The sequence below is a fragment of the Mycobacterium sp. IDUB_9 genome (genome assembly GCF_055419505.1).
Map to the genome: position 1 here is coordinate 257,959 of NZ_JBVAXU010000005.1, position 25,382 is coordinate 283,340.

Genomic DNA, 25,382 nt, shown 5'->3' on the forward strand with positions numbered 1-25,382 from the left:
CACCCCGTAAGCTCGATGGCGTGCAGCGACGAATCATGGGCATCGAGACAGAATTCGGTGTGACCTGCACGTTCCATGGCCATCGCCGGCTCAGTCCCGACGAGGTTGCCCGCTATCTGTTCCGGCGGGTCGTGTCGTGGGGCCGCAGTTCCAACGTGTTCCTTCGCAACGGCGCCCGGTTGTATCTGGATGTGGGCAGCCACCCGGAGTATGCGACGGCCGAGTGTGACAACCTGACCCAGCTGGTCACCCACGACCGCGCCGGTGAGCGCGTCCTGGAGGACCTGCTGATCGATGCCGAGCAGCGGCTCGCCGACGAGGGCATCGGCGGCGACATCTACCTGTTCAAGAACAACACCGACTCCGCGGGCAACTCCTACGGCTGCCACGAGAACTACCTGATCGTGCGGGCCGGTGAGTTCTCCCGGATCTCCGATGTGCTGCTGCCGTTCCTGGTCACGCGCCAACTCATCTGCGGTGCGGGCAAGGTGCTGCAGACACCGAAGGCCGCAGCCTTCTGCCTGAGCCAGCGCGCCGAGCACATCTGGGAGGGCGTCTCCAGCGCCACCACCCGCTCGCGGCCGATCATCAACACCCGCGACGAGCCGCACGCCGACGCCGAGAAGTACCGCCGGCTGCACGTCATCGTCGGCGACTCCAACATGTGCGAGTCCACCACCATGCTCAAGGTGGGCACCGCCTCGCTGGTGCTGGAGATGATCGAAGCCGGTGTCCCGTTCCGGGATTTCTCCCTGGACAACCCCATCCGCGCCATCCGTGAGGTCAGCCACGACCTGACCGGGCGGCGTCCGGTGCGGTTGGCGGGCGGGCGGCAGGCCAGCGCCCTCGACATCCAGCGCGAGTACTACAGCCGGGCCGTGGAGTATCTGCAGACCCGGGAACCGAGCACCCAGATCGAGCAGGTCGTCGATCTGTGGGGCCGCCAACTCGACGCGGTCGAGAGCCAGGATTTCGCGAAGGTCGACACCGAGATCGACTGGGTGATCAAGCGCAAATTGTTCCAGCGCTACCAGGACCGCTACAACATGGAGCTGTCCGATCCGAAGATCAGTCAGCTCGACCTCGCCTACCACGACATCAAGCGTGGTCGTGGCGTGTTCGACCTGTTGCAGCGCAAAGGTCTGGCCTCCCGGATCACCACCGACGAGGAGATCGACGCCGCGGTCAACACCCCGCCGCAGACCACCCGGGCCAAGTTGCGCGGCGAGTTCATCAGCGCCGCACAGGAAGCCGGGCGCGACTTCACCGTGGACTGGGTGCATCTCAAGCTCAACGACCAGGCTCAGCGCACCGTGCTGTGCAAGGATCCGTTCCGATCGGTCGACGAGCGGGTCAAGCGCCTGATCGCCAGCATGTGAGCTCTAAGCTTTCATCTCGTGGCGGTATCCAAAGTCGAGCGGTTGATAAATCTTGTCATCGCGTTGTTGTCCAGCGATCGGTTCCTGCCGGCCGACAAGATCCGCGGCATCGTCGCGGGCTATGAGGACAGTCCCACCGATGAGGCGTTCTCCCGGATGTTCGAGCGTGACAAGAACGAACTGCGCGACCTGGGAATCCCGCTGGAGACCGGGCGGGTTTCCAAGTTCGACGCGACCGAGGGCTACCGCATCAACCGCGACGAGTACGCGCTGCCCGCGGTCCAGTTGACGGGCGATGAGGTGGCGGCGGTCGCGGTGGCCACTCAACTGTGGCAGTCGCCCGAGTTGATCACTGCGACGCAGGGAGCACTGCTGAAGCTGCGTGCCGCGGGCGTGGATGTCGATGCCGACGGGGCCGGTGTGGCCATCGCCTCGACCGCAACGCTGCCCGGCCTGCGCGGCTCTGAAGAAGTGTTGCGAATCCTGTTGTCGGCGATCGATTCCGGGCACGCGGTGCAGTTCCGGCACCGCGCCTCGCGCAACGTGGAGCACACCAGCCGCAACGTCGAGCCGTGGGGCGTCGTCACCCATCGCGGCCGGTGGTATCTGGTCGGACACGACCGTGACCGCGACGACACCCGTACCTTTCGCCTTTCCCGTATCGATCCCGACGTGAGCACGGTCGGGCCGGCCTGCGCGGTGGCCAAACCCGACGAGGTGAACCTACGTGACATCGTCGCGCGTGCCGTGGCCGAACAACCGACCGGTGAACAGGCCAGGGTGTGGATCGCCGGCGGACGCGCCACCGCGCTGCGCCGTCAGGCGATCGAGACCGTGCCGCGCACGCTGGGCGGGCGCGCAGGGGAGGAGATCACCGTCGACATCGGAATGTCGGACCGGCTGGCCCGCGAGATCGCCGGCTACGGCGTCGACGCCGTCGCGCTGGAACCACCGTCATTGCGCGACGACGTGGTGAGCCGGTTGCGGGCGCAGGTGGAGCGGTCATGAGTCAGGTTTCCACCCGGTTGGTCCGGATGCTCAACATGGTGCCGTATTTCCAGGCCAACCCGAAGGTCACGCGTTCGGCGGCCGCGGCCGCCCTGGGGGTGACAGCCAAGCAGCTCGACGACGATCTGCGGCAGCTGTGGATGTGCGGGCTTCCCGGCTACAGTCCCGGCGATCTCATCGACTTCGACTTCGAAGGGGACACCGTCGAAGTCACCTTCAGCGCCGGTGTCGATCGCCCGCTGCGCCTGACGTCGACGGAGGCCACCGGCATCCTGGTGGCCCTGCGTTCGCTGGTCGACGTGCCCGGGATGGTGGACCCCGAGGCCGCTCGCAGCGCCATCGCCAAGATCGAATCGGCGGCGGGCAGCCAGCGCGCCGCTGTCGAGGAGAGCGTGCCCCAGGAAACCGGGACGGCCGCGGCGGTACGCGCCGCGGTGCGGGACGCCCGTGCGCTGACCCTGGAGTACTACTCGGCTTCGCGTGATTCGCTCACCACCCGCACGGTGGACCCGATCCGCGTCGTGCTCATCGGCGACAACAGCTACCTGGAGGCGTGGTGCCGCAGCGCCGAGGCGGTCCGGATGTTCCGGTTCGACCGGATCGTCGCGGCAGAGCGTCTCGCCGATCCCGCTGAGCCGCCGTCGCCGGCGGTGCAGGCCGGCATCGATACCTCGCTGTTCGATCCCGATACCGCCGACCCGTCGTTGCCGTCGGCAACTCTGCTGATCGACCCATCCGCGTCGTGGATGTTCGACTACTACCCGTTGCGGGTGGTCAATGAATTGCCCGACGGGGCGTGCGAAGCGGTGATGACGTACGCCTCGCCCGAGTGGATGGCGCGCTTCCTGCTCGGATTCGGTTCGGCGGTGCGGGTGTTGGCCCCACAGGAACTTGCGCAGCGGGTGCAGGAATCTGCCGGAGAGGCGTTGCGTGTCTATGACGCGGTGACGCCGCATGCGTACAACACCGACGGCACACGCGAGTAGACTCGGCACCGACGTCTGGAGGTAACCAAATTGGGTGGTCTACAACCCTGGCACTGGATCATTGTTATCGCGGTGTTCGTACTGCTTTTCGGTGCCAAGAAGCTGCCGGACGCCGCCCGGTCGCTCGGTAAGTCGATGCGGATTTTCAAGTCGGAGATCAAGGAGATGCAGTCGGATTCTTCAGCGTCTTCGGGTCCCACGGCCGACAACCCCCCGCCGGCGAAGCCGATAGCTTCCGAGCGGGTCGAGGCGCCTGCCCCGGAGCAGTCCCCGGATCGCCACACGGCCTGACCGGTCCGGCAGCCGATCGCGGTCATCGCCCCGCGATGCCGTGTCGCGTCTACGACCAGGCCTCTAGAACACGCCAGTGACCTCCGGATTCATCAAGAAGCTCGATCCACGTCGCCGCCGTTCGCGGGTCAACCCCGACGGCACGATGTCGTTGGTCGACCACCTGCACGAGTTGCGCAACCGTCTGTTGATGGCGGTGGCCGCCGTTCTGCTGACGACGATCTTCGGCTTCCTGTGGTACACCCACGGCTTCTTCGGCTTCCACAGCCTGGGGGAGTGGCTGCGCGGCCCGTACTGCGCGCTGCCCGACTCGGCGCGCGCGACGATCGCACCGGACGGCGAGTGCCGTCTGCTGGCCACCGGCCCGTTCGACCAGTTCATGCTGCGCCTCAAGGTGGCGTTGGCGGCCGGGCTCGTGCTGGCCTGCCCGGTGTGGCTCTACCAGCTATGGGCGTTCATCACGCCGGGCCTGTACAAGAAGGAACGCCGCTTCGCGATGGCGTTCGTGTGCGTCGGCGCCCTGTTGTTCATCACCGGCGCGATCCTGGCGTACGTGGTGCTGGCCACGGCCCTGGGCTTCCTGCTCTCCGTCGGCAGCGACGTGCAGGTCACTGCGCTGTCGGGTGACCAGTACTTCGGATTCCTGATCAACCTGCTGCTGGTGTTCGGCATCAGCTTCGAGTTCCCACTGTTGATCATCATGCTCAACCTGGTGGGCATGCTCAGCTATGAGCGGCTCAAGGCCTGGCGCCGCGGACTGATCTTCGGGTTGTTCGTGTTCGCGGCGTTCGCCACCCCCGGGTCGGACCCGTTCACGATGCTGGCACTGGCCGGCGCGCTCAGCCTCCTGTTGGAGTTCGCCATCCAGGTGGCGCGGATCAACGACAAGCGCAAGGCCCGGCGCGAGGCACTGGAGGTGCCCGAGGACGAGGCTGCGCCCATCCCGACGGTGGAACCCGTCGAACGGCCCGAACCTGTGACAGAACCGGATTTGGGTCCGTCACGGATCGGCATCGACGACGATGCCACCTGAACCAGGTGAGGGGACGGGCGTTGAGCTGACCAGGTTCACCGCCGAATACCCGTTCGCCCTCGATGATTTCCAGGTGCGTGCCTGCCGCGCGCTGGAGAGCGGGCACGGCGTCCTGGTGTGTGCGCCCACCGGGGCTGGTAAGACCGTGGTCGGTGAATTCGCGGTGCACCTGGCGCTGGCGGCCGGCGGAAAATGCTTCTACACCACGCCGATCAAGGCGCTGAGCAACCAGAAGCACAACGATCTGGTGACCCGCTACGGTGCGGACAAGATCGGGTTGCTGACCGGCGACCAGTCCATCAACGGCGACGCCGACATCGTGGTGATGACCACCGAAGTGCTGCGCAACATGCTGTATGCGAATTCACCTGCACTGCACGGACTTTCCTACGTCGTGATGGACGAGGTGCACTTCCTGGCCGACCGGATGCGCGGCGCGGTGTGGGAAGAGGTCATCCTGCACCTGCCCGAGGAGGTGCTGCTGGTCAGCCTGTCGGCCACTGTCAGCAACGCCGAGGAATTCGGTGGCTGGATCCAGACCGTCCGCGGCGACACCACCGTCGTCGTCGACGAACACCGGCCCGTCCCGCTGTCGCAGCACATGCTGGTCGGCCGGCGGTTGTTCGACCTGTTCGAGGGCGCCGGAAGCACTGACGGAGCCGCCCGGGCGGCGACATCAACCTTGGTAGACCCAGAGCTGTTGCGCCACATCAGTCATCGGCGCGAGGCGGACCGGCTGGCCGACTGGCAACCACGCGGGCGTGGCCGCGGAGGAGGTCGCCCGCAGCTGTACCGGCCGCCCAGCCGGCCGGACGTCATCGCCACCCTGGACGGCGCGGGGCTGCTGCCCGCCATCACCTTCGTGTTCTCGCGGGCCGGATGCGACGCGGCGGTCCAACAGTGCCTGCGTGCGCCACTGCGGCTCACCACTGACGAGGAACGCGGCCGGATCGCGGAGATCGTCGACCGACGCTGCGCCGATCTGGCCGAATCCGACCTGATCGTGCTCGATTACCACCAGTGGCGCGAAGGCCTGCTGCGTGGGCTCGCCGCCCACCACGCGGGCATGCTGCCGGTCTTCCGGCACACCGTGGAGGAACTTTTCACCGCGGGCCTGGTAAAGGCGGTGTTCGCTACCGAAACGCTGGCGCTGGGGATCAACATGCCCGCCCGCACCGTGGTGCTCGAGCGCCTGGTCAAGTTCAACGGCGAGCAGCATGTCCCGTTGACACCGGGCGAGTACACCCAGCTGACCGGGCGCGCCGGGCGTCGCGGCATCGATGTCGAAGGCCATGCCGTTGTGCTGTGGCGGCCCGACGACAGCAACGCCGAACCCGCCGAGGTCGCCGGCCTGGCTTCCACTCGAACCTTCCCGTTACGTAGCTCGTTCGCGCCGAGCTACAACATGACCATCAACCTGGTGCAGCAGATGGGGCCAGAACAGGCCCACAAACTGCTCGAACGTTCGTTCGCCCAGTACCAGGCAGACCGGTCGGTGGTCGGGTTGGTGCGCGGGATCGCGCGCGGCGAACGGATGATGGGCGAGCTGGCGACCGAATTCGGCGGTCCAGACGCGCCCATCCTCGACTACGTCCGGTTGCGGGCGAAGATCACTGAACGCGAGCGTGCGCAGTCGCGGGCCTCGCGCCTGCAGCGACGCAAGGCGGCCACCGATGCGTTGTCCGCGTTGCGCCGCGGCGACATCATCACCATCACCCAGGGGCGCCGCGGTGGACTGGCGGTGGTGCTGGAGCCTGCCCAGCGCGACAGTGACGACCCGAGACCGCTCGTGTTGACCGAACACCGTTGGGCCGGCCGGATTTCGTCCGCCGACTACTCAGGTGCCTCGGCCCCGCTGGGCGCGATGACGCTACCCAAGCGGGTGGAGCACCGGCAGCCGCGCGTACGCCGGGACCTGGCGTCGGCGTTGCGCTCGGCCGCAGCCGACCTGTCGTTGCCGTCGGTGCGGTCGGGCCGGCGCACCGGCGCCCCCGAACGTGACGTCGATCCCGAACTCGCCGGCCTGCGTGACGAGTTGCGTGATCATCCGGCCCACCAACTGCCAGATCGTGAAGCGCAGGCCCGGATCGCCGAACGGTATCTGCGCATCGAACGTGACAACGCCCAGATCCAGCAGAAGGTGAACGCGGCGACGAACTCACTGGCCCGCACCTTCGACCGGATCGTGGCGCTGCTCAGCGAACGCGGGTTCATAAAAGCGAACAACGACGGTGAACTCAAGCCGGATCTCAGCGTCACCGATGCCGGCCGGCTCCTGGCCCGCATCTACAGCGAGAGCGACCTGCTGGTGGCCGAATGCCTGCGTGCCGGGCTGTGGCAGGGCCTGCAGGCGGCAGAACTGGCGGCGGTGCTCTCGGCGGTGCTGTTCGAGTCCCGTGGGGATTCGGCGGGCGGTGTGTTGGGAGTCGACATTCCCACGGAGGGCCTGCGTCGCGCGCTGGCCCGTACCCGGCGGATGTCGGTGGACCTGCGCGGCGACGAACAGCGGCACCGGCTGGCCCCGGGGCGCGAACCCGACGAAGGATTCGTGACCGCGGTCTACCGCTGGGCCACCACCGGAGATCTGGCTGCCGCCCTGGCCGCCTCTGATGTGAACGGGTCGGGTTCGACGCTCTCGGCGGGCGATTTCGTGCGGTGGTGCCGCCAGGTCCTAGATTTGCTCGACCAAGTCCGTAATGCCGCGCCGCAATCCGCCCTGCGCAATACCGCGAAACGCGCTGTCAACGATGTTCGGCGCGGCGTTGTTGCTGTTGATGCGGGGTAGGGTGTCTGAGGCGACACAGAACAGGATCAAGGAGAACCATGAGCGGACCGCAGGGATCTGACCAGGGACAACAGTGGCCCGGTCAGCAGCCTGAGCCCGGAGCGGACCAGGCGTCGGGCGCCGAGGCATGGCAGCCGCCGACCCCCGCTTCCGAGGACCCCACGACCAACACTCCGGCCTGGCAGCCTCCGGCGTACACGCCGCAGCAGTACCCGTCCTACCCGCAGCAGCCGCAGGGCGTTCAGCAGCCGGATTATTCGCAGCCGCAACAGCCCCAGCAGCCGCAGTATCCCGGGCCTGATCAGTACGCCCAGCAGGCGTACCCGCAACCCGGCCAGCAGCCCCAGTACGGCCAGGTGCCCGGTTACGGGCAGCAGCCGCAGTACGGCCAGCCCGGCCAGCAGCCCCAGTACGGACAGCCCGGACAGCCGGGTCAGTTCGGTCAACCGGGCCAGTACGGCGCTCCCGGTCAGTTCGGTCAGTACGGCATCCCAGGTGCCGACCAGGGTTCCAAGGCTTCACTCGGGGTGATCGGCGGCGTTGTCGGCGGCGTGGTGGCGCTGTTGCTGATCATCCTGGCGGTGACCGCCTTCTGGCTACCCGGCTGGGCGGTCACGACCAAGCTCGACATCAACAAGGCCCAGAGCGGCGTCGAGCAGATCCTGACCGACAAGACCAACGGCTACGGCGCCACCAAGGTGACCGGTGTCAAGTGCAACGACGGCGAAAATCCGAAGGTCGAGAAGGATTCGACGTTCGACTGCGAGGTCACCATCGACGGCACCAAGCGCAAGGTGACGGTGACCTTCAAGGACGACAAGGGCACCTACGAGGTCGGTCGGCCCAAGTAGTCCTACCGGTCGCCACGTTGGTTTGGCCCGGCGCGTTGGCTGACTTCTCGCCGATTTCTACATGAGGGCAGCTCGCCGCGCCGTGAGCGACCCGCATGTAGAAAACGGCGCGTAAAGCCCGCGCGATGGGCAATGTCCGAGATCAGCCGGGCAGCCGGTCCAGGGCCGACTGCAATCGGCTGATCGACGAGGTCACCCCGTACGCCGCGGCCAGGTCGGCGACCCGGGCCGGATCGCCGGCGACCAGCGGCAATTGATCGGTCGCAGTGGTCATGGTCACCGGGGCATCGGTGGCCACCCGCACCACCGGCTCGGCCGCCGCCAGGTAGTCGGCCGCGGCCAGCAACTTGGCCCGGTGTGCTTTGGACAGTGAGGATTTCGGATCCTCGGTGGCCGCTTTGATGCCCTCCAAGGAGCCGAATCGGGCCAGCAGGGCCGCGGCCGTCTTCTCTCCGATGCCGGCTACACCGGGCAGTCCGTCGGACGGATCACCCCGCAGCAGGGCGAGCTCCGCATACGCGGGTCCGGCTCGGTCGACGGGCACCCCGTACAGCTCTGCGACTTCCTCCGGACCGTACTTCGTCGCCTTGGCCAGCCCTCGACCGATGTAGAGCACGCGCACGGCGGGGGCGGGCTCGTCACGTACCAGCTGCAGTAGGTCACGGTCGCCGCTGACCACCACGACCGGATCCCGCTGTTCACGTGTCGCCAGCGTGCCGAGCACGTCGTCGGCTTCGAACCCGGGCGCCCCGGCCGTCGCGATGCCGAAGGCGTCGAGCAGCTCGATGATCATGTCGACCTGCGGGGTGAGGTCGTCGGGAACCTCTTCGACGTAGAGGGTTCCATCAGGAGGAGGCCGCAGCCCGATGTCGGCCTCCGGCCGAGCGACCCGGTGCGCCTTGTACGAGGGCACCAGGTCGACCCGCCACTGTGGCCGCCAGTCGTCGTCGCGGCACACGACGAGCCGGCGCGGCCGTTCCCGGGTCACCAGAGTGGCAATCGAATCGAGGAACCCGCGCACCGCGTTCACCGGCCGGCCGTCGGGGGCCTTGATCGACGAGGGCACACCGAAGTACGACCGGAACCACATGCTGGCGCCGTCGAGCAGCAGAACCGGGTCGCTCACTGGATCCTCCCGAAGATGTATGAGGCGGCGGTGACGGCTTTGCCGCCGGCACCCTCGTCGTACAGGGTGGCCCTGACGGCGACGCTGCCGGCACCCGCGCTCCCGGCGCCGGTCAGTACCTGGGTGTCGACCCGGAACGGGCCGGCCTTGCCGCGCGCCAAGAACATCACGTGCGACGAAAGGCCTTGCAACGCAACGCTGTTTGTGGCCTCGACCGCGCTTTCCATGGCAGCCGTCTCCAGTATCACGAACTGCGGGCCGATGTGAAGGGCGGCGTCCGGTGAGGCCACCTCGACTGCCAGCTCCGGCAGCGCCCAGTGCCCGGCCCACGGTCCGCTGTCGCGCTTGCTGCCACCGAACACCTGCCACAGCGGCGGCAGATCCGGTCCGTCGACGACACCTATCGGGTCGACGGGCATCTTCTCCAGGCCCTCCGGTGGTGTGCCGATCGAGATGCCCTGGCCCTCGGTCAGTGCGATGACCCGGTCCGGATTGTCGGCGTCGACGATGACCGAGCGGCTATAGGCCAGTTGCCTGCCCTGTTTGAGGACCTCGGTGTCCACCCGGATGCGAGCCACATCCGTGGCCGGATCCAGGACCTGACAGGAATGGATGACCGGATTGGGCACGGCCTCCAGATCACTGACTCCGCCGCTGTCGGGAGAGGAGATACCGAGCACCGCAAGCAGCAATCCGCCCGCAGGGTTGCGCATGTCGCGACGCAACGTGACCGTGTCGTCGACCGGGCCCAGGTCCATCGAGGCATACGAGCGCCCGAGGTATCGATAACTGAGCAGGCCGCCCCAGCGCCTGCGCAGCTCAGTGGCATAGGCCTCGGGATCGTCGGTGAGATCACGGATGTCACGCAACATTCCAGCGACAGTAGCCGGTGGCGTCGGTGAGCTACGGACTAGCCTCGACGCCATGAGCGTCAGCCGATTCAGCACCGATGTCTACGCCCAACGGCTTTCCGCGGCGGCGTCCGCCGCGGCGGACGCCGGATTGACCGGTCTGGTCATCACCCCGGGCTATGACCTGCGGTACCTGGTGGGCTCCCGGGCGCAGACCTTCGAGCGGCTGACGGCGCTGGTGCTACCGGCCTCCGGCGACCCGACGATCGTGGTGCCGCGCCTGGAATTGGCGGCGCTGCGTGAGTCGGCGGTCACCGAACTCGGTGTGACGGTGCGCGATTGGGTGGACGGGCAGAACCCGTATCAGATGGTCTCCGACGCGCTCGGCGGGCCGGGAAGTGCCGTGGCGGTCACGGATGCCATGCCCGCCCTGCACCTGCTGCCCCTTGCCGACCTGCTCGGCGTGGTTCCGGTGCTGGCCACCGATGTGCTGCGCCGGCTGCGGATGATCAAGGACCCCGCCGAGATCGATGCGCTACGCAAGGCAGGTGCGGCGATCGACCGCGTGCACGCCCGGGTTCCCGAGTTCCTGGTGCCTGGCCGCACCGAGGCCGATGTGGCCGCTGACATCGCCGAAGCCATTGTCGCCGAAGGGCATTCAGAAGTTGCGTTCATCATCGTAGGCTCCGGCGCCAACGGTGCGGACCCGCATCACGAGTGCTCCGACCGTGAGTTGCGCGCCGGGGACATCGTCGTCGTCGACATCGGAGGTCCGTACGAGCCCGGCTACAACTCCGACTCCACCCGCACCTACAGCATCGGTGAGCCGGATCCGGAGGTGGCGCGTCGCTATGCGGTACTGCAGCGCGCGCAGCAGGCCGCCGTCGCGGCCGTGCGCCCCGGGGTGACCGCTGAGCAGATCGACGCGGCCGCGCGCGACGTGCTGGCGGCCGAGGGGCTGGCCGAGGCGTTCGTCCACCGCACCGGGCACGGCATCGGGCTGTCGGTGCACGAGGAGCCCTACATCGTGGCCGGTAACGATCTGCCCCTGGAGGTCGGGATGGCATTCAGCGTCGAGCCCGGCGTGTACTTCCCGGGCCACTGGGGCGCCCGTATCGAGGACATCGTCGTGGTCACCGAGGGCGGTGCGTTGTCGGTCAACAATCAGCCGCACGACCTCGTCGTCGTCCCGGTGGGCTAGGCGTACGCACCGCTATCCACGCTGCAGCAGGTGGCGGATCAGCTGGTCCAGGTGGTGGGCGTCGGTGATGACGGGGCTGCCGTGGATGAAGCTGGTCATGATGCCGCTGATGAAGGTGAGCACCACGACGGCACTTTCCTCGATCTGGGTGGCCGGCACGGTGGGATCGTCGTACCAGCGGGCGATGACTTCGCGTGCCCGGCTGTAGAACTGGACGCCGTAGGTCGCCATGATGGCCGCCAGGTCAGGGTCCCGGTGGGCGTGCAGGATCAGCTCGAACCGAGCCCTGGTGCGGGTCAGGTAGGGCTCGGTACCCGAGAGCATCACCAGCCGCGCGAGCCCCAGGGTGCCGCCGTATTGGCGCTCGAATCGATCGCTGCGCTCGTCCATCATCGACAGGTCACCGAGGTCGAGTTCGGTCAGGCGTTCCGCGACCCCGTGCAACAGGAGTTTGCGAGTACGGAAGTAGTACGACGTCGTTCCTGCCGGCAAACCCGCCTGCCTGTCCACCCGGGGATGGCTGAGTCCCCGTGCGCCTTCCGTGCTCAACAGCTCGATGGCGGCGTCGGCCAGGTCGGCGCGCCGCTTGGTCGGGTTGTACTTACGAGGTGCGCTGATGGCGCAATCCTAACCTTCCAGCTACCAACCGACGGGGAGGCGATCAGAGCAAATTCTCCATGAATATCCTCTAATGCCTTAGAGGATGTTAGGTTGCGGCGATGGGGGAGAACGACGGATTTCGTTGCGAGCGCTTCGGCGCCGGCACCTCGCCGGCCGGCCACAGCCACACCGCGGCGCTGCGGTGGGCGGCAGTGTGCGCGACCCTCCTGACTGTCCTCATCTGCGCCGCCTCGCCCGCCTGGGCAGGCCTGCCCCCGGGTTTCGACCCGAACAACGACGTCTGGTCAACCGCGGTGGCGGCGGCGACGTGTCGCCCGGGCGATCGTGTCGAGACCGGTCTGCAGGGTGAGGTGCCCGTCGGGGATCGCGATTCCCGACGCAGCACATTGGGCTACAACTGCAACATCGATCTGGTCGGCCAGTACCAGGGGCCCGGTGCCGGCTGGACCAGTGCGGCATACAAGAACTGCGTTTACATCGGTTCGACCTTCCCGCACACGGACGGGGTCCAGGTGGTCGATGTCTCCGATCCGGCGCATCCCCGTCCCACCGTGATGCTCGATCAACCCGCCATGGTCAACGGCACGTGGGAATCATTGAAGGTCAACGAAACCCGCGGTTTGCTGGCCGGGACCGGGGTGCCGTTTCTGTTCGGGCTCGGGTACATCTCCATCTACGACATCGCGACCGACTGCGCGCATCCCCGATTGCTCAACGAGGGCCGTGGATCGCTGCCCGGGGTGCGGATTCCGATGCTCACCCACGAAGGCGGGTTTTCGCCCGACGGCAACACATACTGGGCTTCCGGCCAGATCTGGGCCAGCGCTGTCGATGTCTCCGATCCGACCGACCCCGGGGTGGTGTGGAGCGCACCGGCGGGCTTCGCCAGCCACGGCATGGATTTCACCCCGGACGGCGACACCATGTTCATGTCCACCGCAGCCGGGCTGAACGTGCTGGACACCTCCGCCGTACAGGACCGAGCAGCACCGGGTACGACCATGCACCAGCTGTTACCCAGTCGCGGGTACAAACACTGGCATGACGGATTGATCAGCCAACACAGCATCTACGTCACCTACGACGGGGTGCCACACCTGTTCAACGTCGACGAGTTCGGCTCCGGTGGGGTCAAACTCTTCGACGCCTCCGATTTCTCCGACCTGAAGCTGCGCACCACCGTCAAACTAGACATCAACCTGCCGCAGAACCTCGACCGATGGGCCGCCAGCGCCTCCAGCAGCGGAGCCTTCGGTTATGAATCCCACTACTGCAGCGTCGACCGCCGGCAAGACCCCCAGGCGTTGGCGTGTGGGTGGGCGCAATCCGGGATCCGGGTATTCGACGTCCGCGATCCCGACAACGTCCACGAAATCGCCTACTTCAACCCACCGGCCCAGACCGGGAAGAACGACCAGCTCCCGAACTCTCAGCATGTGCGCTTCGGCGGCATCGTGGTGCCGCCGGCCAGCAGCGTCATCGCCGTGGCCCACGCCATCCTCAACGGCCAGATCAACGGCGATGACATCGTCCGCGACGGCCGGATCATCGGGCTGGACCTCTCGGCGGACTGGTGTATGTCCCCACCGGAATTCCGCGGCGATCTGCTGTACGTGACGTGCTCGGACAACGGCTTCATGACACTGCGCCTCGACCGGTCGGTGTACCCGCCACGATGACCGTCCGCCGCGCTCTTCGTGCCCTTGTGATGGCCGTCGTCGCCGCTGTGGCGGGTGCCGTCCTGTGCGCTGCGGTGATGGACCGCGACCACCCCCGGCCACCGGTCCTCTCGGCGCTGGAAATCGGCTTCGCCCAAGACATGACAGCGCACCACCAGCAGGCCGTCACGATGACCGACATGCTGGCCGCAGACGCTTCGCCGGAGGTCACGGCGCTCGCCGAACAGATCCGCTTCACCCAGCTCGTCGAAATCGGACAGATGACCGGCTGGCTTCAACTCGCCGGTGCGGCGCCGTCGTCCACCCAGCCGATGGCCTGGATGTCGGACGAAGGTACGGATCACCACGAGCACGCGACGGTCATGCCCGGTATGGCCACACCCGAGGATCTCGCCCGCCTGCAGCGCAGCACGGGCCCCGACAACGAGACGCAATTCCTGAAACTGATGACGCGCCACCATCAGGGCGGAATCACCATGGCGGGCTATGCATTTCAGCACAGCGATAACGACGCCGTACGCCGGGCCGCAAGCCTCATGGTCACCGAACAGACCGAAGAGATCCAGCTGATGACCCTGATGCTCGACGCGCCTGGCTAACCCTCGCTGCGGTCCAGAAGCTCCGAAGAACCCAGTACGCGTTCGATCCGTACCTCGATCACCACGCGACGGGGATTCACCCGCGGCGTGCGGTAGCGCTGGGCGTATCGCAGCTCGGCATCGCGGACCGCATCGGCTTCGCTGCGCACGGTGGACTTGCCCTCCAACGACAACCAGCGCGCGCCGTCGACCTGGCTGAGCACGGCGATCCCGCGCTCGTGCGCGTTCACCGCTTTCTGGGAGCCGCCGTTGGTGATGACCCGGGCGATGTGTGTCTTGGGATCGAACGTGAAACCCACCGCCACGACGTGCGGCGAGTTGTCCGAGCGCAGCGTGGTCAGCATGGCCAGGTGACGTTCGGTGAGAAACGCCAGTGCTTCGCTGGTGAGCTTGGTGGTTGCCTTGCCACGAGATGTAGCCATCGGGGTCCACGCTAGCGCAGGACATAATCGCTGCCATGGAGGACACAGCAGACACGGCCGGGTTTGCAGGCACGGATCCTCGTGTCGTGGTGATTTTCGGCGGCCGCAGCGAGATCGGTGTCGAACTCGCGGTGCGGCTCGCGGCCGGGGCGGTCATTGTGCTGGCCGCGCGTCGCGCCGACCACCTCGATGCGCAGGTCGCCGCGGTGCGGGCGGCCGGGGCCGCCGAGGTGCACACGTGCGAGTTCGACGCCGACGCCCTCACCGGCCACAGGGGTGTCATCGAGGCGATCGAAACCGCCCACGGTCCGATCGGTACAGCGGTGCTGGCGTTCGGGGTGCTGGGAGATCAGGACCGGGCCGAGGCCGACCCCGCTCACGCGGCGGCCGTCGTGCACACCGACTACGTGGCCCAGGTCAGCCTGCTCACCGTCCTCGCCCAGCGCATGCGCGCCGCGGACCGGGGGCGGCTCGTGGTGTTCTCCTCGATCGCGGGCGCCCGGGCCCGCCGCGCCAACTACGTCTACGGTTCGGCCAAGGCCGGCCTCGACTCGTTCGCCTCCGGCCTGGGCGACGCCCTGCACGGAACCGGCGTGCAACTGTTGATCGTGCGGCCCGGATTCGTGATCGGCCGGATGACCGAGGGCATGGAGCCGGCGCCGTTCTCGAGCACGCCGGCTCAGGTGGCCGATGCCACCGCCAAGGCGCTGGCCCGGGGCAAGAGTGCGGTGTGGGTGCCGTGGGTGATCCGACCGATGATCTTTGTGACGCGGTTTGTGCCGCGGCCGATCTGGCGCAGGATGCCGCGGTGATGAGCGCTTGCGCGAAGAACAGAGGGCAGATGAGCCGCTTGCGCGAAGAGAGAAGACTCCGGTGATGGGGTCGATCACCGTGGTCGGCATCGGCGCCGACGGGATGTCCGGGTTGTCGCAGACCTCGCGTGACGAGCTGGCGAGCGCCACCGTGGTGTATGGCTCGCCGCGGCAGTTGGAACTGCTCGACGACAGCGTGACGTCGGAGCGACGGGAATGGCCGTCGCCGATGCTGCCCGCGCTGCCGACGCTCTTCGGCGATGGCGACGTGCATGTGGTGGCGAGCGGGGACCCACTGCTGCACGGCATCGGCACGACGTTGATCCGGTTGTTCGGCGCGCAGCGGGTGCGGGTGCTGCCGCACGTGTCGAGTGTGACGCTGGCCTGTGCCCGGATGGGCTGGACGGTGCCCGACACCGAAGTGATCAGCCTGGTGACGGCCGAGCCGCACACCGCGGTGCGTCGCGGTGGCCAAGCGATCGTACTGTCCCGCGACGCGCAGACGCCCGCCACGCTGTCGCGTCTGCTCAGCGAATCCGGCCGGGGTGATTCGGAATTGACGGTCTTGGAGCAGTTGGGCGGGCCGGGGGAGCGCCGCCACGACGGCATCGCGGCAGACTGGGCTACCGCCGGTCCGGCCGGAATCGACGATCTCAACGTGGTGGCGGTGGCCTACCGGCCCGACGATCGCCGGGCACAGGCGTTGCCTGACGACGTGTTCGCCCACGATGGGCAGCTGACCAAGCAGTCCATCCGGGCGGTCACCCTGGCGGCTCTGGGGCCGCGTCCCGGGGAACTGCTGTGGGATGTCGGCTCAGGGTCGGGCAGTATCGCGATCGAATGGTCGCGCAGCGCACCGGGATGTGCGGCGGTGGCATTCGAACGCGATGCGCAGCGCCGCGACCGGATCCTCGGCAATGTCGCGGCCTTCGGGGTCCGGGTGGATGTACGGGGTGGCGCCCCTGATTCGTTCGACGGTGCGCCCGAGCCCGACGTCATCTTCATCGGCGGCGGCGTCACTCAACCCGGACTGCTGCAGGCGTGTTTCGACCGCCTGCCCTCAGGTGGGCGGCTGGTGGCCAATGCGGTCACGCTGGAGTCAGAAGCAGTTGTCGCGCAGTGGTATTCGAAGGAAGGCGGCGAGGTGCGGCGTTATCAGCACTACCAAGGCGGGGCGATCGGTGGGTTCACCGGCTGGCGCCCGGCGCTGCCCGTCACCCAGTGGGCGGTGGTGAAGCCATGACGGTGTACTTCATCGGCGCCGGCCCGGGCGCCGCCGATCTCATCACCGTGCGCGGCGCGCGACTCCTCGGCAGCTGCCCGGTGTGCCTGTACGCCGGGTCGATCATGCCCGACGACCTGTTGGCGCTGTGCCCGGCCGAGGCGAAGGTCGTCGACACCGGCCCGCTGAACCTGGACCAGATCATCGACCAATTGGTGGCCGCGGACAAGGCGGGCCTGGATGTGGCACGGCTGCATTCCGGTGATCCGTCGATCTACAGTGCGCTGGCCGAGCAGTGCCGGAGGCTGGACGAGCTGGGAATCACGTACGAGATCGTCCCCGGCGTACCGGCTTTCGCCGCTGTGGCGGCTGCACTGGGCCGCGAGCTCACCGTGCCCGGCGTCGCGCAGACCGTCACCCTGAGCCGGGTGGCCACGCTGTCCACGGCGATGCCCGAGGGTGAGGATCTCCGCACGTTGTCGGCCCCGGGAGCCACGTTGGTGCTGCACCTGGCCGCGGCCCAGATCGACCACATCGTGCCGCAACTCATCGACGGCGGATACCGACCCGAAACCCCTTGTGCCGTGGTGGCATTCGCCAGCTGGCCGCAGGAGATCGTGTTGCGCGGCACGCTCGCCGACATCGCCGCGCAGATGCATGCTGCCGCGGTGACCAAGACGGCGGTGATCGTCGTCGGTGATGTGCTTGCCGCCGAAGGGTTTTCCGACAGCTATTTGTACTCATCGGATCGACGTCGCGGGGCGACCCACTGATGAAAGTTCTGCTGCTCGGCGGCACCGGGGAGGCCCGAGCGCTGGCCGCGGTGCTGCACCCGCAGGTCGAGGTGATCAGTTCCCTGGCCGGCCGGGTTCCGGATCCGGCGCTGCCGGTCGGGCCGGTGCGCATCGGCGGGTTCGGCGGTGTGGCCGGTATGCGGCAATGGCTGATCGACGAACGCGCCGATGCCGTGGTCGACGCGACCCATCCGTTCGCGGCCACCATCACCGCACACGCGGCGCAGGTGTGCGCCGAACTTCAGCTGCCCCATCTGGTGCTGGCCCGGCCGGCCTGGGCGCCGGGAACCGCGATCGTGGTGGCATCGGACCGGGAAGCAGCCGAAACTGTGACGGCCAACGGCTATTCGCGAATATTTTTGACCACCGGACGGTCCGGGACAGCGGCCTTCAAAAACGTCGACGCCTGGTTTCTGATTCGTGCCGTCACCCCGCCCGACCCCGACACCCTGCCTGCCGATCACCAGTTGCTGCTGTCGCGCGGACCGTACGACTACGACGGGGAGTTGGCGTTGCTGCGCGAGCACCGTATCGATGCGCTGGTGACGAAGAACAGCGGCGGCGCAATGACCGAGCCCAAGCTGCGGGCCGCCGAGACGGCGGGGGTGGCGGTGGTGATGGTGGACCGGCCGCCGCTGCCGCCGGGGGTGCACACAGTGGCGACCGTCGAGGAAGCTGCAGGCTGGGTTCGGGTCAAAAGCGCAGGTTGCAGCACCTGACAGCAGTAGGCTCCAGATCGTGGCGGAGACGTCATACGCACCGTGCGGCGGTCTGAGTCTCGCCTATCAGGTATTCGGCGACGGACCCGTCGAGCTCGTCTATGCCGGGTCGTTCGTCAGCCACCTCGAGATGTTCTGGACCATGCCCGAGTTCGAGGCCTTCATGGAGCGGCTCTCCACGTTCTGCCGCGTCCTGCTGTTCGACAAGGCGGGTGTGGGTCTGTCGGATCCCGTCCCTCAGGTGCGCACGCTCGACGAGCGGGCAGCCGAGATCGAGGCGGTGATGGACGCCGCGGGATTCGGGCGTGCTGTGCTGTTCGGGTTGAGTGAAGGCGGCCCAGCGGCCATGTTGTTCGCGGCAACCCGGCCCGAACGCACCCGGGCGTTGATCCTCACCGGCACCTTCGCGTACTCCGGTATCACCGAGTGGGCCGATTTCGACCGTGACCCGTCGGAGCTGCACGCGCGGATCCTGACCGAGATGGGCGCGGAGTACACGCCCTCGACCGGGCAGCTCGACGATTTTCAGGAGTTCGGGCGCGCCAGCGGCTCGGCGTGGGGCACCGGTGCCGCACTCAAACGCTTGCTCCCGGCCGCTGGGTCGGTCCGCCAGCTCGGGATGATCGAGCGGATGAGCGCCAGCCCGGGTATGGCGCGCGCGACGCTCGAAGCGTTGTTCCGGATCGACGTCCGATCCATCCTGTCGACAATCACGACGCCCACCCTCGTCATCCATGCCACCGGTGACCTCGTGCCCATCCAGGGCGGGCGGTATCTCGCCGACCACATCCCGGGCGCGCGAATGCTCGAGGTGGACGGCACCGACCATGCTCCCTGGATCGCCAACCCCGACGAGATCACCAGCGAGATCGAGGAATTCCTCACCGGCTGCCATGCTGCACCGTCGCAGTCGCATCGCGCCCTGCGCACGGTGTTGTTCACCGACATGGTCGCCTCCACACAGCACGCCGCAGCCACCGGAGACGAACGCTGGCGTGCGGTGCTCCACCGGATGGGGGATATCACCGCCGACCTGACCGGTCGATTCGGCGGCATCGTGGTGAAGAACACCGGCGACGGATACCTCGCCACATTCGACGGTCCGACACCAGCCATTCGCTGCGCGGAGGCTCTACGCGATCAGACCGAGACCATGGCCATCGAGATTCGCGCCGCCGTCCACACCGGCGAATGCGAACTGCTGGACGGCGATATCGGGGGAATCGCGGTCCATATCGCGGCGCGCATCCTCGGGCAGGCCGGTGCGGGGGAGATTCTGGTGTCCAGCACCGTCCGCGATCTGGTGGTGGGCTCGGGAACCGGTTTCGAGGACCGCGGCGACGTCGAGCTGCGTGGCGTGCCGGGCACCTGGAGACTTCTGGCAGTCGATCGCCACGGCGCGCGGGCCGGGACAGCGGAGGCGGAACTGGCTTCGGTGCCGACCCCCGGGCCCAGGCCCACGATGCGCCGATCCGATCACGCGATGGCGGTGATGGCGAGGAGAGCGCCTCGGATCATGCGCGGGATCGCCCGGGTAACCCCCCGGGCCAACTTCACCTGACCCCCAAGGATCAGGCGTTGATCAGATCGAGTGTGCCGAGCTCCCGGATCGCCTGGCAGCCGCGCTGCGCCATCACGACCATCATGTCGTCGCCGCGCTCTGTGGAGTTGGCGAATGCGGTGCCGAGCACGGTGATAAGCGGCGCCTGCAGCATTCCCAGACGGTAATCCTGCCAACATGTTTCGCGGTCATATCCGGTGACGCCGTGCGTCAGCAGCCGGTCGTGGTAGGCGTCGACCAGGTCGGCTTCGGCGGCGGCCCGGACAGCGGGATCCAGGCTGGTCGCGGTGAAATACGACAGGTCACGGGCCGGAAGGCCGGAACCGAGGGTCTGCCAATCCACCACGGTGATCCGGGTGCGGTCGGGGTCGAACAGCATGTTGTCCAGGCGGTAGTCACCGTGGAGGATGGCGAACCGGTCCGGTTCCGCCAGCAGCCACGGGGTGACCACCGACATCGCCGCGCGCATGGTGTCCTGGTCCTCGGTGTCCAGGCGGGCGCCGATCTTGTCCAGCGTGATGTCGGCCGCCATCTTGGCGATATCCCCGAAGCCCTTGGCCGAGTCGGGTTCCGGCTTGGGCATGGCGATACCGGGGAAGTTCGCCCAGCGCGGGTCGGCCCAGGTCGGCCCATGGAGATCGGCGAGGGCCAACACGGCCAGCCTCGCCTCGGCCGGTGTGCATCCGGCGATCTGATCACCCTGCTCGGCCGGCGCCATATCTGCCAGTAGCAGGACGAAATCGGCTCCCTCGCCGGCGATCTCGCAATGGTGACAGTGCGGGGTCGGGATCTGCACGTGGTCGGCCACGTTGGTGTAGAAGGCGTGTTCGGAGCGGTAGCCGATGCTGACGCGGTCACGCACGGTCTCGTCCTGAGACGGCAGCTTCACCGCGAAGGTACCGGGCAGGCCGGCGTCGTCGCGGTAGGTGACCGATACCCGGTAGGTGGCACCGGTCTGGCCCGTGCCGATCGGCTCGGTCTGCACTGAATCCACTTCGGCACCAAGGATATTCGACAACCAACCGGCGGTGACCTCGGCGGGCCTGCTCGGGATGGACACCGCGGCCGTCATCGAGATTCTCCGGTTTCGCGGATCGTGCCGTAAATCGTGCCCATCCACATCGCTTCTGCACCTTCCAATAGTTGCCGGCGGGTCAGCGGCCCACCGACGATGATCCGTTCCACCAGACGATCGTTGAGTTCCATCAGCAGGCTGGCCAGCACCCGTGGCTCTGGGCCGTCGGGGGCACGTCCGGCGGCCCGGTCGGCGGCGATCACGGCGGCGACGGTGGGGACGAACGACTCTCGGGCCCCGTTCCACATGTCCCGGACGGCGCTGTTGGCTGCGCGGGCCTCCCACATGGCCTGGAACAGATAGCGGTGTTCCTCGGCGGTCCGCGCCACCGCCTCAAGCGTGTCGCGCACCCGGGATCGGGGCGGCGCAGCGGTGTTGGCCAGGATGGTGTTGGCCGCCAGCAGAGCTTCGTGCATCGGTTCGAGCAATGCGGCCACCGCGGCGGCCTTGTTCTCGAAATAGAAATAGAAGGCCGAGCGTCCCACCCCGGCCTCCCGGGCGACCTCGGCGATGTTGAGGGAGTCGAACCCGGTCTGCCTGAGGTGTTCGTCGAGTGCCGTCAGGATCGCGGTGCGGCGCTGATCGCTGCGTTGCGGTTGCCGACGGTCAACCGGTGACCGCGCGGGTGCGCCCTGTGGTGCCGTCGGCATGGTGGCCGGCCTCCCATTTTCAGAGGGTGTGACGCCGGACACTATCGGTCATTCTGACAGCAGTCAACAAAATTCGACGCAAGTCAGCGCTGAGGTCAGCCGGGGTATTGGCGCGGGGTGAACACCCGGTCCTCGGTGGCGTCGCCGGCGGCCGAACCGGTGTACCACTGCGTCTGCGACGAACCGACGATCAGCATGGTGCGCATATCCACCTGAGCCGGATCCAGATCGGCCAGTCGCACCACGGACACCCGCTCGCCGGGGCCGGCCTGGGCGCCGGAGACCGCACGTGCGACCACCACCGGGGTGCTCGGGTCGCGATGCTCCAGCAGCAACTCGCGCATGGCGCCCACCTGCCAGGTCCGCGACTTTGACGCCGGGTTGTAGATCGCCAGTGCCAGATCGGCCTTGGCTGCGGCGGTGAGACGCTCGGCGATCACGTCCCACGGCTTGAGCCGGTCGGACAGGGAGATCACCGCATAGTCGTGCCCGAGGGGGGCGCCGACCCGGCTGGCGACCGCTTGGGCCGCCGTCATCGCAGGGATCACCCGGACCTCTACGCCGGGCCACTGTTTGGCCTCTTCGAGTACCGCAGTCGCCATCGCGAAGACGCCGGGATCGCCCGACGAGACCACTGCGACGGTGCGGCCTTCCTGGGCCAGCTTGCAGGCCAGCTGGGCGCGGGCGGGCTCATCGGTGTTGTCGCTGGCGTGGTGATGCTGCCCGGCACGGGCTCCCACCCGATCGAGGTACGGGCCGTAACCGATCAGATCGGTGGCAGCGGACAGTTCGCGGCGGCTCTGCGGGGTCATCCAGTCCGAGTCACCCGGCCCGAGGCCCACGACCACCACACTGCCCTGCGATGAGGTGGACCGCGAACGCCCGGGCACCATCGCCAGTGAGAAGTACGGCACCTTGATCTCGTCGCCGGCTTCGCCGTCATCGCCGCCGACGTCGCGGGCCGGCGACACCCGTTGCCGATCGGTGCTGGCCCGCTCGACGTAGTACGCCTCATCCAGGCGTCCGGTCGACGACAACGCCTCGCGCACGCGGCTGTACGAGCGGCCCAGTTTCAGCACAACGGCCGCGTCGGTATCGGCCAGGCGGCGCTCCAGTTCCGCGGTGGGCAAGGTGCCCGGCAGGATCGTCAGCACGTCATCGCCTTGCACCAGTGGGGTACCGGTGGCAGCCGAGGCCGCGCTCACCGACGTGACGCCGGGAACGATGACGGCGTCGAACCGCTCGGTGAGGCGGGTGTGCATGTGCATGTAGGAGCTGTAGAACAGCGGATCACCCTCGGCCAGCAGTGCCACGTCGCGGCCGGCCTCCAGGTGTACGGCAATGCGGTCGGCGGCGGCGGCGTAGAAATCTTCCATTGCGCCGACGTAGCCGCCGGGATGCTCGGTGGTCTCGGTGGTGACGGGATACACGAGGTGTTCCTCGAGCTGGCCTTCCCGTAGATAAGGCTCGGCGATACCTCGGGCGATGCTCTTGCCGTGCCTGGCGCTGTGGTAGGCCACCACGTCGGCAGCACCGATCAGCCGGGCCGCCTTGACGGTCACGAGCTCCGGGTCGCCCGGGCCCAGCCCGACGCCGTAGAGGGTTCCGCGGGTTCCACGTTCTGTCGCCGTTGTACTCACTCGTGCTCACTCGCAATCGAATTGACGGCGGCCGCGGCCATGGCGCTGCCACCGCGCCGGCCGGTCACCACCAGATAGGACATGCCACGCGGGCGCTCGATCAGTTCCTGCTTGGATTGCGCCGACCCGACGAAACCGACCGGTCCGCCCAGCACCGCCGCCGGGACGGGCGCGCCCTCGTCGAGCAGTTCCAGCAGCCGGAACAGCGCCGTCGGCGCGTTGCCGATCGCCACTACCGCGCCACCGAGGCGGTCGGCCCACAAGTCGACGGCGGCCGCCGAGCGGGTGAATCCCAACTTCGCCGCCAACTCCGGGGCGCGGGGATCGGCGACCAGCGAGACGACCTCGTTGTCGGCGGGCAGACGAGATCGGGTGATCCCGGCCGCGACCATCGATGAATCGCACAGCACCGGGGCGCCGGCGGCGAGCGCGGCATGCGCCCTGGTCACGACATCGTCGGTGTAGGACACATGATCGGCGACATCCACCTGGCCGCAGGTATGGATCAGCCGGACGACCACCCGCGACACATCGTCGGGGAAGCGCGACAGGTTCGCCTCGGCGCGGATAGTCGCGAATGACTGCCGGTAGATCTCGGCGGCGTCACGGATGTAGTCGAGCACGCGCATACCCTACGGGGGCGCGATACGCAGCCGGTATCCGTCCTCGGTGGCGATCAGGACCTCGGCGGTGGCTGGCCTGCCGCAGGCCCGCTCGCAGCCGACGAAGTGGCGGTGCGCCTCTGTGGGGCTGCGGACCGCCTCGGCGGCGTCGGCACGCACATCGGTGGCGGATTTGGCACACCCGGGGCTGCCGGTACAGGCGCTGACCCGCAGCCACGGCGAGTTCTCGTCGAACACCAACCCCAGTGGTGCGAGCACGCGCAGGGACGCGTCCGCGACGCCGTCGGTGACGTCGCACACCAGCACCGAACGCCACGGGGTGATCACCAGCGGAGCCTCGATCGCGGCGAGGAATTGGGCGGTCCGGGCCTGCAGTACCCCCAGCGGCACGGCCGCTCCCAGTGTCACCCGCTCGTCGCGCTGCTCGATCCAGCCGACCGGCGGCGTCACTGTCGGTGGCCAGGTGGCTCCGGCCTCGGCATCGGCGGTCAAGCCGTCCAACAGCGCCGACAAGTCATCGAGTTCGGTTATCCGCCAGGCATTTCCGCGGATCTCGACAAATCGTCTGGCCACTGTGATCAACGTGGCGACCGCGTCACCGGTGTCCAGTCGGACCCCGGTGTCGCGCCCGGCCAGCAGCAGTGCGTACCGGCCGTCGTCCCGCGCGTGCACACCGGCGTCGGCGTCGATCCCGGACACGTCGCCCCGCCCGTCGTCCAGGCTGAACCAGAACCTGCCGGGCAGCCCGGCCAGGGACGGGTCGGCCTGGATGGCCTCGTCGAGCTCGGTGACCAGGGAGCGGATGTCGATGACGCCGCCGGAACGCCCGGACAACGGCGAGGCCACGATGTTGCGGGCCCGCTCATGTGTCGGTGACGGCAGCAGACCGGCGCCGGCCAGTGCCGTCGCGGCTGCGTCGGTATCGGTCACTGCCCGGATCTGGATGTTGCCGCGAGAGGTCAGTTCCATTGCGGGAGAGCCGAACTGCTCAGCCACTTCGGCCAGCGCCGTCAATTGGGCGGCGGTGACCATCCCGCCCGGGAGTCGAATCCGCACCAGGGCGCCGTCGGCGGCCTGGTGCACCGTCAGTGCGCCGGGGCAGGCGTCCTGATCGCGGGTCCTGGTCATATCGACCGCCATCTTACTTTCACTGTCGTCTGTGACATCGGTCACAGGCTCGGAAACCTGTTCGGTCGCTTACAGATCGGCGATTTTCGGCGCCGTCGGTCGTACCGTTTAGGAGCATTCCCGGGACCACCGGTACCGGGAAGTTTTAAAGCTTGACCATAGGCTCTGATGAAAGGAGCAATCGATGCTCGCATTCGGTGCGTTCACTGCATTCGTCCTGGTGCTGGTTGCGACGGCGGGCTCGCCGTACCGGCAGTCATGGCACAACCGGTTCGGCGAAACCCAGCCCTGACCCGGCCTGTCCGTACACACCGGCTACCCCGATC

The 25,382-nt window shown here is 67.7% G+C and carries 24 protein-coding genes; 15 read left to right on the plus strand and 9 right to left on the minus strand.

Annotated features, from left to right (window positions below; all coding sequences use genetic code 11):
• The first annotated feature begins 20 nt into the window (after window positions 1–20).
• From pafA to ACZY08_RS22475, 7 genes are all read left to right on the plus strand, one after another.
• Window positions 21–1,379 (plus strand): Pup--protein ligase, encoded by a 1,359-nt coding sequence (gene pafA / locus ACZY08_RS22445; protein ID WP_208301349.1) that lies wholly within the window; start codon window positions 21–23, stop codon window positions 1,377–1,379.
• A gap of 18 nt (window positions 1,380–1,397) precedes the next feature.
• The gene (locus tag ACZY08_RS22450) at window positions 1,398–2,387 is read left to right on the plus strand and encodes a helix-turn-helix transcriptional regulator (protein WP_463746818.1); all 990 of its coding nucleotides are present in this window, start codon (window positions 1,398–1,400) and stop codon (window positions 2,385–2,387) included.
• Window positions 2,384–3,373: a helix-turn-helix transcriptional regulator gene (locus tag ACZY08_RS22455; RefSeq protein WP_463746819.1), complete on the plus strand. Its 990-nt coding sequence runs from the start codon at window positions 2,384–2,386 to the stop codon at window positions 3,371–3,373. The genes ACZY08_RS22450 and ACZY08_RS22455 overlap by 4 nt, the downstream gene beginning before the upstream one ends.
• Before the next feature lie 30 nt (window positions 3,374–3,403).
• Window positions 3,404–3,664 carry a Sec-independent protein translocase subunit TatA gene (gene tatA, locus ACZY08_RS22460; protein WP_463746820.1) on the plus strand — a complete coding sequence of 87 codons (261 nt, stop codon included), beginning with the start codon at window positions 3,404–3,406 and terminating at the stop codon, window positions 3,662–3,664.
• Window positions 3,665–3,740: 76 nt separating this feature from the next.
• Window positions 3,741–4,697, plus strand: coding sequence for a twin-arginine translocase subunit TatC (gene tatC, locus ACZY08_RS22465; protein ID WP_463746821.1), 957 nt, complete (start codon window positions 3,741–3,743; stop codon window positions 4,695–4,697).
• Entirely contained in the window at window positions 4,687–7,482 is a 2,796-nt protein-coding gene (locus ACZY08_RS22470) for a DEAD/DEAH box helicase (RefSeq protein ID WP_463746822.1), read from the plus strand. The genes tatC and ACZY08_RS22470 overlap by 11 nt, the downstream gene beginning before the upstream one ends.
• Before the next feature lie 38 nt (window positions 7,483–7,520).
• Window positions 7,521–8,333, plus strand: coding sequence for a DUF4333 domain-containing protein (locus ACZY08_RS22475; RefSeq protein WP_463746823.1), 813 nt, complete (start codon window positions 7,521–7,523; stop codon window positions 8,331–8,333).
• 142 nt (window positions 8,334–8,475) lie between these two features.
• Here the strand turns inward: ACZY08_RS22475 and ACZY08_RS22480 are convergent, their stop codons facing one another.
• Window positions 8,476–9,459: a 5'-3' exonuclease gene (locus ACZY08_RS22480; protein WP_463746824.1), complete on the minus strand. Its 984-nt coding sequence runs from the start codon at window positions 9,457–9,459 to the stop codon at window positions 8,476–8,478.
• Complete coding sequence (locus ACZY08_RS22485) at window positions 9,456–10,331, minus strand: hypothetical protein (protein WP_463746825.1); 876 nt, start codon at window positions 10,329–10,331, stop codon at window positions 9,456–9,458. Before ACZY08_RS22485 ends, ACZY08_RS22480 begins: the two co-directional genes overlap by 4 nt.
• Before the next feature lie 52 nt (window positions 10,332–10,383).
• Between ACZY08_RS22485 and ACZY08_RS22490 the strand changes: the two genes are divergently transcribed.
• A complete protein-coding gene (locus ACZY08_RS22490) occupies window positions 10,384–11,511 on the plus strand; it encodes a M24 family metallopeptidase (RefSeq protein ID WP_463746826.1) in 1,128 nt (375 codons plus the stop codon).
• Window positions 11,512–11,523: 12 nt separating this feature from the next.
• Here the strand turns inward: ACZY08_RS22490 and ACZY08_RS22495 are convergent, their stop codons facing one another.
• Window positions 11,524–12,003, minus strand: a complete 480-nt coding sequence (locus tag ACZY08_RS22495) for a TetR/AcrR family transcriptional regulator (protein WP_463746827.1) — start codon at window positions 12,001–12,003, stop codon at window positions 11,524–11,526.
• 227 nt (window positions 12,004–12,230) lie between these two features.
• Between ACZY08_RS22495 and ACZY08_RS22500 the strand changes: the two genes are divergently transcribed.
• Together ACZY08_RS22500 and ACZY08_RS22505 are read left to right on the plus strand one after the other, a co-directional pair.
• On the plus strand, window positions 12,231–13,811 hold the full coding sequence (locus ACZY08_RS22500; protein WP_463746828.1) for an LVIVD repeat-containing protein: 1,581 nt from the start codon (window positions 12,231–12,233) through the stop codon (window positions 13,809–13,811).
• Window positions 13,808–14,410 (plus strand): DUF305 domain-containing protein, encoded by a 603-nt coding sequence (locus ACZY08_RS22505; protein WP_463746829.1) that lies wholly within the window; start codon window positions 13,808–13,810, stop codon window positions 14,408–14,410. Before ACZY08_RS22500 ends, ACZY08_RS22505 begins: the two co-directional genes overlap by 4 nt.
• Here ACZY08_RS22505 and ACZY08_RS22510 read toward each other — a convergent pair.
• On the minus strand, window positions 14,407–14,832 hold the full coding sequence (locus ACZY08_RS22510; RefSeq protein ID WP_463746830.1) for a F420-dependent biliverdin reductase: 426 nt from the start codon (window positions 14,830–14,832) through the stop codon (window positions 14,407–14,409). The genes ACZY08_RS22505 and ACZY08_RS22510 overlap by 4 nt on opposite strands.
• Window positions 14,833–14,867: 35 nt before the next feature.
• Here ACZY08_RS22510 and ACZY08_RS22515 point away from each other — a divergent pair, with 35 nt between their 5' ends.
• From ACZY08_RS22515 to ACZY08_RS22535, 5 genes are all read left to right on the plus strand, one after another.
• Window positions 14,868–15,644, plus strand: a complete 777-nt coding sequence (locus tag ACZY08_RS22515) for an SDR family NAD(P)-dependent oxidoreductase (protein WP_463746831.1) — start codon at window positions 14,868–14,870, stop codon at window positions 15,642–15,644.
• Between the two features lie 64 nt (window positions 15,645–15,708).
• Window positions 15,709–16,887 carry a precorrin-6y C5,15-methyltransferase (decarboxylating) subunit CbiE gene (cbiE, locus tag ACZY08_RS22520; RefSeq protein WP_463746832.1) on the plus strand — a complete coding sequence of 393 codons (1,179 nt, stop codon included), beginning with the start codon at window positions 15,709–15,711 and terminating at the stop codon, window positions 16,885–16,887.
• On the plus strand, window positions 16,884–17,639 hold the full coding sequence (cobM, locus tag ACZY08_RS22525; RefSeq protein ID WP_463746833.1) for a precorrin-4 C(11)-methyltransferase: 756 nt from the start codon (window positions 16,884–16,886) through the stop codon (window positions 17,637–17,639). Before cbiE ends, cobM begins: the two co-directional genes overlap by 4 nt.
• Window positions 17,639–18,379, plus strand: a complete 741-nt coding sequence (locus ACZY08_RS22530; protein ID WP_463746834.1) for a cobalt-precorrin-6A reductase — start codon at window positions 17,639–17,641, stop codon at window positions 18,377–18,379. Before cobM ends, ACZY08_RS22530 begins: the two co-directional genes overlap by 1 nt.
• A gap of 19 nt (window positions 18,380–18,398) precedes the next feature.
• A complete protein-coding gene (locus ACZY08_RS22535; protein ID WP_463746835.1) occupies window positions 18,399–19,940 on the plus strand; it encodes an adenylate/guanylate cyclase domain-containing protein in 1,542 nt (513 codons plus the stop codon).
• Window positions 19,941–19,950: 10 nt separating this feature from the next.
• Here ACZY08_RS22535 and ACZY08_RS22540 read toward each other — a convergent pair whose 3' ends face one another.
• The 5 genes from ACZY08_RS22540 to cobG all read right to left on the minus strand — a co-directional run bounded on the left by ACZY08_RS22540 (window position 19,951) and on the right by cobG (window position 25,056).
• Complete coding sequence (locus tag ACZY08_RS22540) at window positions 19,951–21,012, minus strand: phosphotransferase family protein (protein WP_463746836.1); 1,062 nt, start codon at window positions 21,010–21,012, stop codon at window positions 19,951–19,953.
• On the minus strand, window positions 21,009–21,665 hold the full coding sequence (locus ACZY08_RS22545; protein ID WP_463746837.1) for a TetR/AcrR family transcriptional regulator: 657 nt from the start codon (window positions 21,663–21,665) through the stop codon (window positions 21,009–21,011). Before ACZY08_RS22545 ends, ACZY08_RS22540 begins: the two co-directional genes overlap by 4 nt.
• Before the next feature lie 95 nt (window positions 21,666–21,760).
• Window positions 21,761–23,305 (minus strand): precorrin-2 C(20)-methyltransferase, encoded by a 1,545-nt coding sequence (locus ACZY08_RS22550; protein ID WP_463746838.1) that lies wholly within the window; start codon window positions 23,303–23,305, stop codon window positions 21,761–21,763.
• Window positions 23,302–23,928, minus strand: coding sequence for a precorrin-8X methylmutase (locus tag ACZY08_RS22555; RefSeq protein ID WP_036451160.1), 627 nt, complete (start codon window positions 23,926–23,928; stop codon window positions 23,302–23,304). Before ACZY08_RS22555 ends, ACZY08_RS22550 begins: the two co-directional genes overlap by 4 nt.
• A 9-nt stretch (window positions 23,929–23,937) precedes the next feature.
• Window positions 23,938–25,056 (minus strand): precorrin-3B synthase, encoded by a 1,119-nt coding sequence (gene cobG, locus ACZY08_RS22560; protein WP_463746839.1) that lies wholly within the window; start codon window positions 25,054–25,056, stop codon window positions 23,938–23,940.
• Window positions 25,057–25,382: the final 326 nt, after the last annotated feature.